This is a genomic window from Hornefia porci, from assembly GCF_001940235.1.
Classification (GTDB): domain Bacteria; phylum Bacillota; class Clostridia; order Peptostreptococcales; family Anaerovoracaceae; genus Aminicella; species Aminicella porci.
The window spans coordinates 1,079,997-1,093,675 of sequence record NZ_MJIE01000001.1 but is presented as its reverse complement, the minus strand read 5'-3'; the positions used below and the strand labels follow the sequence as shown (position 1 = coordinate 1,093,675).

The 13,679-nt window shown below is 55.2% G+C and carries 11 protein-coding genes; all 11 read left to right on the top strand.

What is annotated here, in order from left to right:
- Nucleotides 1–6 precede the first annotated feature (6 nt).
- The 11 genes from lepA (at nt 7) to BHK98_RS05130 (ending at nt 13,525) form a co-directional block, all read left to right on the top strand.
- A complete protein-coding gene (lepA, locus tag BHK98_RS05180) occupies nt 7–1,815 on the top strand; it encodes a translation elongation factor 4 (protein ID WP_075712504.1) in 1,809 nt (602 codons plus the stop codon).
- Complete coding sequence (gene hemW, locus BHK98_RS05175) at nt 1,799–2,947, top strand: radical SAM family heme chaperone HemW (protein ID WP_083628057.1); 1,149 nt, start codon at nt 1,799–1,801, stop codon at nt 2,945–2,947. Before lepA ends, hemW begins: the two co-directional genes overlap by 17 nt.
- A gap of 14 nt (nt 2,948–2,961) precedes the next feature.
- The gene (glpK, locus tag BHK98_RS05170; protein ID WP_075712503.1) at nt 2,962–4,464 is read left to right on the top strand and encodes a glycerol kinase GlpK; all 1,503 of its coding nucleotides are present in this window, start codon (nt 2,962–2,964) and stop codon (nt 4,462–4,464) included.
- 170 nt (nt 4,465–4,634) lie between these two features.
- The gene (gene hrcA / locus BHK98_RS05165) at nt 4,635–5,687 is read left to right on the top strand and encodes a heat-inducible transcriptional repressor HrcA (protein ID WP_075712502.1); all 1,053 of its coding nucleotides are present in this window, start codon (nt 4,635–4,637) and stop codon (nt 5,685–5,687) included.
- Nucleotides 5,677–6,273: a nucleotide exchange factor GrpE gene (gene grpE, locus BHK98_RS05160; RefSeq protein WP_075712501.1), complete on the top strand. Its 597-nt coding sequence runs from the start codon at nt 5,677–5,679 to the stop codon at nt 6,271–6,273. Before hrcA ends, grpE begins: the two co-directional genes overlap by 11 nt.
- An 11-nt stretch (nt 6,274–6,284) precedes the next feature.
- On the top strand, nt 6,285–8,171 hold the full coding sequence (gene dnaK, locus BHK98_RS05155) for a molecular chaperone DnaK (protein WP_075712500.1): 1,887 nt from the start codon (nt 6,285–6,287) through the stop codon (nt 8,169–8,171).
- 250 nt (nt 8,172–8,421) lie between these two features.
- Nucleotides 8,422–9,585, top strand: a complete 1,164-nt coding sequence (gene dnaJ / locus BHK98_RS05150) for a molecular chaperone DnaJ (protein WP_075712499.1) — start codon at nt 8,422–8,424, stop codon at nt 9,583–9,585.
- A 195-nt stretch (nt 9,586–9,780) separates the two neighbouring features.
- Nucleotides 9,781–10,854 carry an ABC transporter ATP-binding protein gene (locus BHK98_RS05145; protein ID WP_075712498.1) on the top strand — a complete coding sequence of 358 codons (1,074 nt, stop codon included), beginning with the start codon at nt 9,781–9,783 and terminating at the stop codon, nt 10,852–10,854.
- Entirely contained in the window at nt 10,847–11,659 is an 813-nt protein-coding gene (locus tag BHK98_RS05140) for an ABC transporter permease (RefSeq protein ID WP_075712497.1), read from the top strand. Before BHK98_RS05145 ends, BHK98_RS05140 begins: the two co-directional genes overlap by 8 nt.
- Nucleotides 11,656–12,459: an ABC transporter permease gene (locus BHK98_RS05135; RefSeq protein WP_075712496.1), complete on the top strand. Its 804-nt coding sequence runs from the start codon at nt 11,656–11,658 to the stop codon at nt 12,457–12,459. Before BHK98_RS05140 ends, BHK98_RS05135 begins: the two co-directional genes overlap by 4 nt.
- Nucleotides 12,440–13,525: an ABC transporter substrate-binding protein gene (locus BHK98_RS05130; protein ID WP_158024464.1), complete on the top strand. Its 1,086-nt coding sequence runs from the start codon at nt 12,440–12,442 to the stop codon at nt 13,523–13,525. Before BHK98_RS05135 ends, BHK98_RS05130 begins: the two co-directional genes overlap by 20 nt.
- The last annotated feature ends 154 nt before the right edge of the window (nt 13,526–13,679 follow it).

Genomic DNA, 13,679 nt, shown 5'->3' with positions numbered 1-13,679 from the left:
CGGAGTATGGATTATCAGAAATATATCAGGAATTTCAGCATTATCGCTCACATTGATCACGGCAAATCCACGCTGGCGGACCGGATTATCGAGAATACCGGACTGGTCGCGCACCGTGATATGAAGGAGCAGTTTCTCGACAACATGGATCTGGAACGGGAACGGGGAATCACCATCAAGCTTCAGACCACGCGGCTTGTATATAAGGCGAAGGACGGTAACGAGTATGTGTTCAATCTGATCGACACGCCGGGACACGTGGATTTTACGTATGAGGTGTCCAGGAGCCTTGCGGCCTGCGAGGGAGCGGTGCTTGTGGTGGACGCGACCCAGGGCGTGGAGGCGCAGACCATGGGGAATGTCTATCTCGCGCTGGACGAGGATCTGGAGATTCTGCCCTGCCTGAACAAAATCGATCTTGCCTCCGCCCGGCCGGAGGAGGCGAAGAAGGAGATTGAGGACATGATCGGCATCGACGCGGAGGATGCGCCGCTGGTGTCGGCGAAGGAGGGTATCGGCATCGACAGTCTTCTGGAGCAGATCGTGGAGAAGATACCCGCTCCGTCAGGTGACGAAAACGGAAAGCTGAAGGCTCTGATCTTTGATTCAGTTTACGACAACTACAAGGGCGTTGTGATTTTCGTGAGGATCTTCGACGGAATCGTCCGGGTCGGCGATATGATCCGCCTGATGAGCACAGAAAAGAAATACGAGGTGACAGAAGTGGGCGTCATGGCGCCCGGACACGTTCCCACCAAATGGCTGCGGGCGGGAGACGTCGGATATATCTGTGCCAGCATCAAACAGGTGAAGGACGCCCGTGTGGGAGATACCGTCACGCTGGACGATGACCCGACAGAGGAGGCTCTTCCTGGGTACAAGCAGATTCAGTCCATGGTATACTGCGGTATTTACCCGGCAGAGGGCGAAAAATACGAACCGGTCAAGGACGCGCTGGAAAAGCTGCAGGTGAACGACGCGGCCTTTCTGTTCGAGCCGGAGACCTCGACGGCGCTGGGCTTCGGATTCAGGTGCGGCTTTCTGGGACTTCTTCATATGGAGATCATCGTGGAGCGGCTGGAACGGGAATTCAACCTTTCCGTCGTGACGACGTCGCCGAGCGTCGTGTACAAAGTCGTGATGACAGACGGCTCCGTGCGGATGATCCAGAACCCCACCAACCTGCCGGATCCTTCTGAAATCGATCATATAGAAGAGCCTATCGTCAAGGCGGACATCATGATACCAAAAGAATATGTGGGCGCCATCATGGAGCTGTGCCAGCAGCGCAGGGGAAAGATGCTGGGAATGGACTATATCACGACAGAGCGGGTGGACATCCACTACGAGCTTCCCCTGAACGAGGTAATCTATGATTTCTTCGACGCGCTGAAGTCGAAGACCCGCGGCTACGGCTCGCTGGATTACGAATTTATCCGCTACGAGCGGTCGCAGCTGGTGAAGCTTGACGTGCTACTGAACAAAGAACTGGTGGATGCGTTTTCCATGATTGTGCATGAATCGGAGGCCTATCAGAGAGGCCGTTTCGTCTGCGAGAAGCTGAAGGAGATCATCCCGATGCATCAGTTCGAGGTGCCCATCCAGGCGGCGGTCGGACAGAAGGTCATCGCCCGGGAAACGGTCAAGGCCTATCGCAAGGATGTAATCGCGAAGTGCTATGGCGGAGACATTTCCAGAAAGAAGAAGCTTCTGGAGAAACAGAAGGAAGGAAAGAAAAGAATGCGCCAGTTCGGAAAGGTGGAGGTGCCGCAGGAGGCGTTCACGGCGGTTCTGAAATATGATGACAACAAATAACGAAGCAGATAACAGGAAGAAAGCTCTTGGAATCTACATTCATATCCCATTCTGCCGGAGCAGGTGCCGCTACTGCGGATTTTATTCCCGGGCGGCAGAGGACTCCCCGGATTCCGGGAGGGCGATAGAACAGTATATATGGAAATTAATCGCAGAAATCGCGGAGAAGGGCGCGATGTACCGCAGGCAGTATGTGGCGGACAGTGTCTTCATCGGCGGCGGAACTCCGAGCATGATGCCCGCCGCCGGCGTTGAGGCGGTACTGGGGGCTGTGCGTGAGCACTTTGTTTTGTCCTCGGACGCAGAGGTGACACTGGAGGCGAATCCGGACACTGTGAATCTCCGAAACCTGAGGCGCTGGCGTGCGGCCGGAGTGAACCGTCTGTCGATGGGCGTTCAGTCTCTGGACGACGGAATCCTGCATACGCTGGGCCGGATTCACAGCGCCGGTGAAGCGGTGGAGGCGTACCGGCTGGCGCGGAAAGCAGGCTTCCGGAACATCAATCTGGATATCATGTTTGCGGTGCCCGGACAGAGCATGGAGCAGTGGATGGATACGGTGGACCGGGTCGTCGGCTTAGATCCGGAGCACATTTCCTTTTACAGTCTGCAGATTGAAGAGGACACTCCGTTTTACGAGGCGTATATGAACGGCGAACTTGATTTTGTGCCCGAGGAAACGGACCGCGCCATGTATCACGCCGCGATTGCGGCAATGCGGCGGGCCGGCTACGAGCATTATGAGATTTCCAACATGGCGAAGCCGGGCATGCGGTGCCGTCACAATCTGAAGTACTGGTCGTTCGGAGAATACCTGGGAATCGGGGACAGCGCCTCATCCTTCATGAACGGGACGCGGTGGACGGAAAAGCCCCGGGAGGAGTATCACGAGAATGATTTTGCGGACAGTACGGGTGAATACGTGTTCACGGGTCTGAGAAAAACAGAAGGGATCCGCAAGTCGGATTTCGCCCGGCGGTTCGGCCGGGAGTTCTGGGAGGTTTACGGCAGCCGGCGCGGATATCTGAAGGAATATTTTGAAGAGGGTCTGCTGCTGGAGGAGGGCGATGTGATCCGTCTTTCGGAACGCGGAATCGATATTTCCAACAGTATCATGGCGATTTTTGTGTAACGGAGGAGCATACGATGAAGAAATATATTCTGGCGCTGGATCAGGGGACCACGAGCTCCCGCAGCATTATTTATGACCGGCAGGGCAATACCGTCAGCGTTGCGCAGATGGAATTCAGGCAGTATTATCCTCATGAGGGCTGGGTGGAACATGATCCCAATGAAATCTGGACGACACAGATGACGGTGGCTCATGAGGCGCTGCTGAAGGCAGGACTGACCTGGGAGAATATCGAGGCTGTCGGAATCACCAATCAGCGGGAGACCACGGTGGTGTGGGACAAAGTCTCGGGAGAGCCGGTCTGCCGGGCCATTGTATGGCAGTGCCGGCGCACGGCGGGATATTGTGATGAGCTTGCGGAGGACAAAGCGCTGGTGGAGCGGATCCGGTCCAGGACAGGACTCCTGCTGGACGCTTACTTCAGTGCGACCAAGCTCCGCTGGATTCTGGAAAACGTGCCGGGAGCCCGTGAACGGGCAGAGGCGGGGGAGCTTCTGTTTGGAACCGTCGAGACCTGGCTGATCTGGAAGATGACCGGCGGAAAGGTTCACGTGACGGATTATTCCAATGCATCGAGAACGATGCTGTTTAATATTCACGATCTCTGCTGGGATGAAGAGATCCTGAAAATCCTGGATATCCCGAAATGCATGCTTCCGGAACCCGTGCCTTCCAGCTGCGTTTACGGAGAGACGATGCCGGAGCTGTTCGGCGGGCCTGTTCCCATCGCAGGCGCCGCGGGTGATCAGCAGGCGGCGCTGTTCGGCCAGACCTGCTTCAGTCCGGGAGAGGCGAAGAGTACCTACGGCACCGGAAATTTTCTGCTGATGAATACGGGGAACACGCCGGTGAAATCAGGAAACGGGCTGCTGACGACCATTGCGTGGGGGCTGGACGCAGGAGGCCCTGTGGAGTACGCCTTGGAGGGATCGGTCTTTGTATGCGGAGCGGCAATTCAGTGGCTTCGGGATGAACTGGATATTCTGGATGATGCGGCGGAGTCTGAGCGTATGGCCATGTCTGTGCCGGATTCGGCCGGAATTTACGTGGTACCGGCCTTTGTAGGCCTCGGAGCGCCATACTGGGATCCCTACGCCAGAGGATCGATTTTCGGAATCACCCGGGGCGCGGGCAGGAACCATCTGGTGCGGGCGACTCTGGAATCCATGGCGTTCCAGTGCTATGATCTGCTGGGAGCGATGTCCCGTGATATGGGAGAAAGACTTCCGGCACTGAAGGTCGACGGAGGAGCCTGCGCGAACAATTATCTGATGCAGTTTCAGGCGGATATCCTGGGCTGCGAGGTGCTCCGTCCCGCATGCATTGAGACCACGTCTCTGGGAGCGGCTTATCTGGCGGGACTGGCGACAGGGTACTGGCAGGATCAGAAGGATATCCGGAACAACTGGCAGGTCGATCGGGTCTTTGCACCGCAGATGAGCGCGTCTGAGCGGGAGGAAAAGCTGGCGGGCTGGCAGGAGGCGGTGAAACGCTCCCAGGGCTGGATACGTCCCTAGCGGCGGTGCGCGGCGTGAGGAGTCTGTGAACATCAGGTGAAACTCCCTTCCTGCTGTGATTTTACAAAAAAATATTTGAGAAATATGGTTGACATCGACGTTTCGTGGTAGTACATTATATGTAGTGTTTAGCACTCGTACAAGTCGAGTGCTAACAAGGAGAGATGAATATGGAATTAACAGAAAGAAAACTTAAAATTTTGCAGGCCATCATCAATGACTATGTTCAGACGGCCGAGCCTGTTGGTTCGAGGACTCTTTCCAGGAAGTTAGACATGTCAGTGAGTCCGGCTACGATCCGCAACGAGATGAGCGATCTGGAGGAGATGGGATACCTGACGCATCCCCATACCTCTGCAGGGCGCGTTCCGTCGGACAAGGCCTATCGCCTGTATGTCAACAATATGATGGGAGATTTTCAGATTTCACCGCAGACGCGGCAGTTCATCAACGAGACGCTGAAGGCGGATATCGATGAGTTCGACAGGACCATTCAGCGGGCCGCGGAGCTTCTGTCAGAGATTACAAATCTCGCGTCCTTTGCGGTTTCACCGAAGAAGGACGAGGATAAGCTCAAGTTCGTCAATCTGCTTCCGGTGGATGAACGGACGGTGATCTTGATGATCGTGGCTGAGAGCGGGAAAATCTCCAATACCGCGCTGAAGCTCAGGGTTCCGTATACCAATGAAGCCCTGGACATTCTGGCGAGGAATATCACCTGCAACTATCGAGGCAGGACGATCACGGAAGTGCTGACCGGAAACATCATCGATGACTTCCGGACGGACATCGAGGCGCTGAGCCAGCTGGCGGGGAACATCATGCCGAACTTCATGCGCACGCTGTCGGATATGCTGAACGTCCGTCTGTATCTGGACGGGCTCTCCAATATCTTCGATATTCCGGAGTACAGCGATCTGACCAGAGCGAAGAACTTTGTCTCCCTGTTTGACAGGAAAGACGAATTCGCGAAGAAGCTTCTCGACCGGGACGATGGAATGATTGTGACCATCGGAACAGAAAACGGCGATGATGATCTGAACGACTGCTCGCTGATTACGGCAACCTATCATGTGAACGGTGAAATGGTCGGAAAGATCGGAGTGATCGGACCGACCCGGATGAAGTACGGAGAGGTCACTTCCATTGTGAAGTACCTGACAGAGAACCTGAACAATACATTTCGATTAGAAGGCGGTGAGGGAGAAGAAGATGGCGAATGAAGACAGAAAAAATTACGAAGAAGAGCTGAAGAAGGAGGAGCAGAAGGCGGCTGAACCGGAAAAGGAGGAAACGCCCGCAGAGGATCCCCAGAACGAGGATGTTAACGCGGGAGCCGAACCGGAGCCGGAGGAGGAAACGGAAAAACAGCCGGAGAACGAACCGCAGCCGGAGGAGGACGAAGCACTGAACGCGAGATATATGCGTCTGATGGCGGATTTCCAGAACTACAAAAAGAGAACGGAAAAGGAAAAAAGCGATATCTACGCATATGCGAACGAAAAAATCGTCACCCAACTTCTGGAGGTTCTGGACAGCTTCGAGCGGGCGCTTTCCCACGAGTGTGCGGACGAGAGCTACGCGGAAGGAATGGAGATGATCTTCAGACAGCTGTCCGGCGTGCTGGAAAAAGCCGGGCTGGAAGAGATCAAGGCGCTGGGGGAGGATTTCGATCCGAATTTCCACAACGCCGTCATGACCGAGGACAATGCGGATTATGAAAGCGGCAAGGTCACCGGAGTCATGCAGAAGGGATACAGACTGAACAGTAAAGTAATCAGGCCATCCATGGTGAAGGTCAATAATTAGGAGGTAATATTATGGCTAAAGTAATTGGTATAGATCTTGGAACCACAAACAGCTGCGTCGCGGTGCTGGAAGGCGGCGATCCGACTGTTATCACAAACGCAGAGGGGAACAGAACGACCCCGTCCGTGGTCGGCTTCGCCAAAAGCGGAGAACGGCTGATCGGTGAAACCGCGAAGAGACAGGCGGTGACCAATCCGGAACGGACAATCACTTCAATTAAAAGACATATGGGCGAGGATTACACCGTTGAAATCGACGGAAAGAAATACACCCCGCAGGACATCTCCGCGATGATTCTGGGGAAGCTGAAGGCGGATGCTGAAGCTTATCTGGGTGAGAAGGTCACAGAGGCCGTCATCACCGTACCGGCATACTTCTCCGACGCGCAGAAGCAGGCGACCAAGGACGCCGGAAAGATTGCGGGACTTGACGTAAAGAGAATCATCAACGAGCCGACCGCCGCTTCTCTGGCGTACGGTCTGGACAAGGAGGAAGGATCCCACAAAATCCTGGTATACGATCTGGGCGGCGGAACCTTCGATGTCTCCATCCTGGAGCTGGGCGACGGCGTGTTCGAGGTACTGGCCACCAACGGTGACACTCACCTGGGTGGAGACGACTTCGACAATGCGGTTATGAACTACATGGCAGACACCTTCGCCAAGGAAAACGGCGTCGACCTGAGAGCGGACAAAATGGCGCTCCAGAGACTGAAGGAGGCGGCCGAGAAGGCGAAGAAGGAGCTGTCCAGCGCGCAGACCACCAACATCAATCTGCCGTTCATCACCGTAACCGACGCCGGTCCGCTCCATCTGAACATGGATCTGACAAGAGCCAAGTTCGATCAGCTGACCGCCGATCTGGTCAACCGGACCATCGAGCCGATGAACAAAGCCATGGCAGACGCCGGAGTGTCCAACAGCGACATCTCCAAGGTGATTCTGGTCGGCGGTTCCACCAGAATCCCGGCAGTGCAGGCCGCAGTCAAGAAGGTAACCGGCAAAGAGCCGTTCAAGGGAATCAACCCCGATGAATGCGTCGCGGTCGGCGCGGCAATTCAGGCAGGCGTTCTGACCGGCGAGGTCAACGACGTGCTGCTGCTGGACGTTACCCCGCTGTCCCTGTCCATCGAGACTCTGGGAGGAGTGGCGACCAAACTGATTGAAAGAAATACCACAATCCCGACGAAGAAGAGCCAGATCTTCTCCACCGCCGCGGATAATCAGACTGCAGTAGACATTCACGTCATGCAGGGTGAACGTGAGATGGCGGCCGGAAACATCACGCTTGGACGCTTCCAGCTCACCGGCATCGCACCCGCGCCCCGTGGAATCCCACAGATTGAGGTCACCTTCGACATCGACGCCAACGGTATCGTGAACGTCAGCGCCAAAGACCTCGGGACCGGTAAAGAGCAGGCGATCACCATCACCTCCTCCACCAACCTGTCCGAGGAGGAGATCAATCAGAAGGTGAAGGAGGCCGAGCAGTACGCCGCCGAGGACGCCAAGAGGAAACAGGAGGTCGAAGACCGCAACAAGGCCGAGACCCTCGTCTATGAGACCGAGAAATCCCTGAAGGAGCTCGGCGACAAAGTCGATGCGAACGAGAAACAGGATGTCGAAGCCGCCAAAGAAGATCTGAAGAAGGCGCTCGAGGCTAACAATCCCGACGACATCAAGGCGAAGACCGAAATCCTGACCGAGAAATTCCACTCCATCGCGGCCAAGCTGTATCAGCAGCAGGGCGCCCAGGGCGCCGGCCCCGACATGAGCGGAATGGGCGGAGCCGGACCCAATATGGGCGGCGCCGCAGGCAGTGCCGGTCCGGCCGGAAACGACGATAATGTTGTGGATGCGGATTATACTGTCGTGGATGACGACAAACCGCAGAACTAGTCTTTTTTCCGCACCGCTGCGGATCCCGGCGGCGGCCGCTCGGTTACGTACGCCGAAGTACGCGCCCTCGCTTCCGCCTTGCGATCCTGTGCGGCAGTCGAGCGGCGGAATGAATGACTGAATTTGAGAATTTGCTTGCGGGCGGCGGGGAGACGCCCTGCCGCCGGAGCAAATTTTGGTGCGTATGGCGCCGGTTCGCGGCGTCGGTTCATTATGGTTAACGGTATAGTATTATTAGATGGTGAGAGGTATGGCAGAGAAAAGAGATTATTATGAGGTCCTCGGCCTGAAGAAAGGCGCCAGTGAAGAGGAAATCAAAAAGGCCTTTCGCAAAATGGCGCTGAAATATCATCCGGATCGGAATCCGGGGGATAAGGACGCCGAGGAAAAATTTAAAGAGGTAAACGAGGCGTACAGTATTCTGTCAGACCCTGACAAGAAGGATAAATACGACCGGTTCGGGTTTGCGGGAGTGGACCCGAATGCGGGCTTCGGCGGCGCGGGCGGAGGCTTTGGAGGCTTCGGCGGCGGCGCAGGAGGGTTTGAGGATATCTTCAGCGCTTTTGGCGATATGTTCGGCGGGGGCTTCGGCGGCGGCTTTGGAGAGGCGGCCGGCAGAACAGGTCCGCGGAAGGGAAGAGATCTGCAGAAGAATATTACGATCAGCTTCGAGGAGGCGGCGTTTGGAACAAAGAAAACGCTGCGCGTGACGAAGTTCGTCAGGTGTCCCAAATGTAACGGCGAGGGAACGGCTCCGGGAACAGAGAAAAGGACCTGCCCCAAGTGCAGCGGCAGCGGCCAGGTGCATACGGTGCAGAACACGCCCTTCGGCAGATTTCAGAGCAGCGGTCCCTGTCCGGACTGCGGCGGTACCGGCAAGATTATTGACAGGCCGTGTCCGGACTGCCATGGGAGCGGAAAGGTCAAGAAAACGATTGAAATCAAGGTCGATATTCCCGCGGGAGTCGATAATGACAGCGTGATTCCTATCCGCGGTCAGGGCGACCCCGGAGAAAACGGAGGTCCCAACGGCGACTTCTATGTCGTGATTTCTGTTCGTCCGCATGAACTGTTCCGCAGAGATCGGGACAATCTGTACATCGATATTCCGATCGGATTCAATCAGGCGGCACTGGGAGACGAGATCACCGTGCCCACCCTGGACGGCAAGGTTTCTTACAAGGTGCCTGCGGGAACTCAGCCCGGCACAGTGTTCCGGCTGAAGGGCAAGGGCGTCAGAAATGTACGCACGGGCCGCATGGGAGACCTCTACGTGAAGGTTCTTCTGGAGGTTCCCACCAAGCTCAACGGGGCGCAGAAAAAGGCGATCCGCGAGATGGGAGAGAAGGTCGGGACAGACTGCTACAAAAAGAAGTCCGGCTTTGCCCAGAAGGTCAGAGAACTGTTTTCATAAGAATTATGCGGGACTGTCGCAGTAAGAATTACACAGAACCGTTGTATTAAGAATTTTACAGAACCGCCGCATCAGAAACAATCCGGCGCACGCCGGGAAAAGGCGCGCCGAATCTGATGCGGCGGCTCTTTTTTTCATGTTATTGCTTTTGACTCCTCAAACGGTTATAATCAAATAGAAAATGGAGACAGACGAATGAGAGATACCTTGATTGAATTGAGAAATATCACCAAGACCTTTGAGGATAACGTGGTCCTGGACGATCTGAATCTGCGGGTGGGGGAGAATGAATTCATCACGCTTCTGGGTCCCTCCGGCTGCGGGAAAACCACGACGCTGCGTATCGTGGGCGGCTTTGAGACGCCGGATAAGGGGCAGGTTTTCTTCGAGGGAGAGGACATTACAGACACGCCTCCCAACCTCCGGCAGATTAACACAGTTTTTCAGAAATATGCTTTGTTCCCGCACATGAACGTGGGGGAGAATATCGCCTTCGGCCTGAGAATCAGCGGCAAGAGCGACGCCTACATCCGCGACAAGGTCCGGTACGGACTGCGTCTTGTGAATCTGGCGGGCTTTGAAAACAGGAGGGTCGAATCGCTGTCCGGCGGTCAGCAGCAGCGGGTAGCCATGGCGAGGGCGATTGTGAACGAGCCGAAGGTTCTGCTACTGGATGAGCCGCTCGGCGCGCTGGATCTGAAGCTGCGTCAGGATATGGAGTACGAACTGATCCGGCTGAAAAATGAACTGGGAATCACGTTCATCTATGTGACTCACGACCAGGAGGAGGCGCTGACCATGAGTGACAAGGTGGTGGTCATGAACGGCGGCTTCATTCAGCAGATGGGGACGCCGGAGGATATCTACAACGAGCCTCAGAACGCTTTTGTGGCGGATTTCATCGGTGACAGCAACATCCTGGACGGAATCATGCTGCGGGATCGCCTGGTGTGCGTCTGCGACACGATGTTCCCATGCATCGATGAGGGATTCGGAAACGACGCGCCCGTGGATGTGGTGATCCGCCCGGAGGATCTGATTGTGAGACGGCCGGGTGAGGGCAAACTGGACGGCGAGGTGATTCACAACGTGTTTATCGGAGTGCATTACGAGATGGAGATCCTGGCCGGGGGCTTTGAGTGGCTGGTACAAAGCACGATCAGCCATCCCGTGGGAGACCGGGTCAGCCTCGATGTCGCGCCGGAGAATATTCAGATTATGCATAAACCGGAGACCAGAGAACAGGAGGCGATACGCCGCGATGTCTAAAAAATACTGTGCTGTGCCGTTTCTGGTATGGCTGGCTGCGGGAACTGTCATTCCGCTGGCGATGATTCTCTATTATGGCCTGACGGACCGCACCGGAGCGTTTACATTGAATAATATCCTGGCGATTTTTCAGCCGGTTCACGGGCAGGCGCTGGGTCTGTCCCTGCTGCTCGCGCTGATCAGCACTGCGATCTGCCTGCTTCTGGCTTTTCCCCTGGCGCTGATCCTGAAGGACAGCAGTCTGGGACGCCGGGGGTTTATCATATTCATCTTCATCCTTCCGATGTGGATGAATTTTCTGCTGCGGACGATGGCGTGGCAGGTGATTCTGGAGAAGGGCGGAATTTTCAATACAGTACTGACGCACCTCCATCTGCCTGCCCTGACCATCATCAACACGCCCGCGGCGGTGGTGCTGGGCATGGTCTATGACTTTCTGCCCTTTATGGTTCTGCCGATTTATAATGCGATGATGAAGATCGACGACAGCATCATCGAGGCGGCTTACGATCTGGGCGCGGGGAAATCCACGGTCCTGCGGCGGATCCTTCTGCCCATGAGCATTCCGGGGATTGCCAGCGGCATCACGATGGTCTTTGTGCCGTCCTTGACCACCTTTGTTATCTCCAACATCCTGGGCGGCGGCAAAATCTATCTCATCGGCAATATCATCGAGCAGGAGTTCACCACCAGCGCAAACTGGAATCTGGGTTCCGGTCTGTCTCTGGTCATGATGCTGTTTATCATCGTCAGCATGGCGGCGCTGAACGCTCTGGATAAAAACGGGGAGGGGAACTTCATATGAAAAAGATATTCACATCAGTTTACCTCGTCCTGATCCTGCTGTTTCTGTATCTGCCGATTCTGACGCTGATGGTGTTCTCCTTCAATGAGAGCAAATCCATGTTCAGATGGACCGGCGTATCGCTGAAATGGTACCGGGAGATGTTCCGGGACAGTCAGATGCTGTCGGCGATTTTCAACACGTTTTCTATCGCGCTGGTGTCTGCGGCGGTGGCTACGGTCATCGGCACGCTGGCCAGCATCGGGATTCTGGCGATGAGGAAAAAGACGCAGAACGTCATCATGGGCCTGAACAACATTCCGCTGCTGAACGCGGATATCGTGACGGGAATTTCTCTGATGCTCAGTTTTATCGCCTTCGGCTTCTATCTGAACTGGGGGACGGTGCTTCTGGCGCATATTACGTTTTCGATACCGTATGTGATTTTGTCAGTAATGCCCAAGCTGAAGCAGGTGGGGCCCGCCAGCTATGAAGCGGCGCAGGATCTGGGCGCGTCGCCGGCCTATGCGTTCTGGCGGGTGGTGATTCCGGAGATCCGTTCCGGTATCGTCACAGGCTTTCTGCTTTCTTTCACCATGTCGGTTGATGATTTTGTCGTCACCCATTTCACCCGGGGCGCCGGCATCAATACGATTTCAACGTTGATTTACAGTCAGGTGAAGGTGGGCATCCGGCCGACGCTGTTCGCGCTGTCCACCGTGATCTTCGTTATCGTTCTGATCGTGCTGACGATCGCCAATGCAGCGTCCGACCGCGGCGCAGAGGAGGATGACTTTTTCTATGAGGTTGCTCAGGGCTGACAAAATATACAGGGTGCTTTCCGTGCTGCTGGCGGCAGTAATGATCATGGCCTGCGCCGGCGTGATGACGGGCTGCGGACATCGGAATGAAAAAGAGGTCCGCGTCTTCTGCTACGGCGATTACATCGATCCCGCGGTGATTAAGAGCTTTCAGAAGGAAACCGGGATTAAAGTTGTTCTGGACACTTATGATACTGTGGAGGAGATGTACCCGGTCATCAAAAACCGCGCGGGTGTCTACGATGTGATCTGTCCTTCCGACTACATGGTGGAGAGGATGATTAACGAGGGACTTCTGGCGGAAATCGACACGGACTCCATGCCCCACTATAAGAATATCGGCAGGCGGTATCTGAAAATCGCGGACGAGTCCTATGATCCCGGGAACCGGTATTCCGTACCCTACCAGTACGGCGTCGCGGGAATCATGTACAACAAAAAAAAGCTGAGGAAGGACTCCGTCACTTCCTGGAATGATTTGTGGAAAAAGAAATACAAGGGTAAGATCCTGATGCAGGACAGTCTCCGGGATACGATGGGAATCAGCCTGAAGTCCCTGGGCTTTTCGCTGAACTCTGTGAAGGAGAAGCAGCTTGCGGCGGCCGCCCGGCATCTGATCGCGCAGAAACCGCTGGTATACAAGTATGCCAACGATTCTGCCCGGGATCTTTTAATTGGAAATTCCGCAGATCTGGGCGTGGTATGGAACGGGGAAGTGCTCTACAGCCAGAAACTGAACAGCGACCTTGCCTTTGTGGTTCCCCGGGAAGGAACCGAGATCTTCATCGACAGCTGGTGCATCCCCCGGAACGCCTTTCACAAAAGCAACGCGGAAAAGTTTATCGACTATATGTGTCGCGCCGACGTGGCGTACCGGAATTTCGAATACCTGACGTACAGCACGCCGAACGACGCCGCACGCCGGATGATGCCCGCGAAGCTGCGTAACAGCGAGATTCTGTTCCCCTCCGACAAGACGCTGGAGAAGTCGGAATCACTGCGGGATGTGGGACCCGACGGGGATGATCTGTACAGCAGATACTGGAAAATCTTTAAGTCGAAGTAGCGGCTCCGCCGCATTTGCCCCGGAGTTTACCCCGGTTTTTCCACTTTCTCACCGTAAATACTTGAAAATGTCACAGATTTATTATAAGATTTTTCTATTGTGATAAATGATTTGCGAACGGTTCCGTCTTGTGGCGGGACGGACAGACGCATAC

Excerpts from the sequence above, each read along its gene's own strand:
- hemW (WP_083628057.1), top strand. The coding sequence starts at position 1,799 with ATGATGACAACAAATAACGAAGCAGATAACAGGAAGAAAGCTCTTGGA.
- hrcA (WP_075712502.1), top strand. The coding sequence starts at position 4,635 with ATGGAATTAACAGAAAGAAAACTTAAAATTTTGCAGGCCATCATCAAT.
- dnaJ (WP_075712499.1), top strand. The coding sequence starts at position 8,422 with ATGGCAGAGAAAAGAGATTATTATGAGGTCCTCGGCCTGAAGAAAGGC.
- BHK98_RS05140 (WP_075712497.1), top strand. The coding sequence starts at position 10,847 with ATGTCTAAAAAATACTGTGCTGTGCCGTTTCTGGTATGGCTGGCTGCG.
- BHK98_RS05135 (WP_075712496.1), top strand. The coding sequence starts at position 11,656 with ATGAAAAAGATATTCACATCAGTTTACCTCGTCCTGATCCTGCTGTTT.
- grpE (WP_075712501.1), top strand. The coding sequence starts at position 5,677 with ATGGCGAATGAAGACAGAAAAAATTACGAAGAAGAGCTGAAGAAGGAG.
- dnaK (WP_075712500.1), top strand. The coding sequence starts at position 6,285 with ATGGCTAAAGTAATTGGTATAGATCTTGGAACCACAAACAGCTGCGTC.
- BHK98_RS05145 (WP_075712498.1), top strand. The coding sequence starts at position 9,781 with ATGAGAGATACCTTGATTGAATTGAGAAATATCACCAAGACCTTTGAG.
- glpK (WP_075712503.1), top strand. The coding sequence starts at position 2,962 with ATGAAGAAATATATTCTGGCGCTGGATCAGGGGACCACGAGCTCCCGC.
- lepA (WP_075712504.1), top strand. The coding sequence starts at position 7 with ATGGATTATCAGAAATATATCAGGAATTTCAGCATTATCGCTCACATT.
- BHK98_RS05130 (WP_158024464.1), top strand. The coding sequence starts at position 12,440 with ATGAGGTTGCTCAGGGCTGACAAAATATACAGGGTGCTTTCCGTGCTG.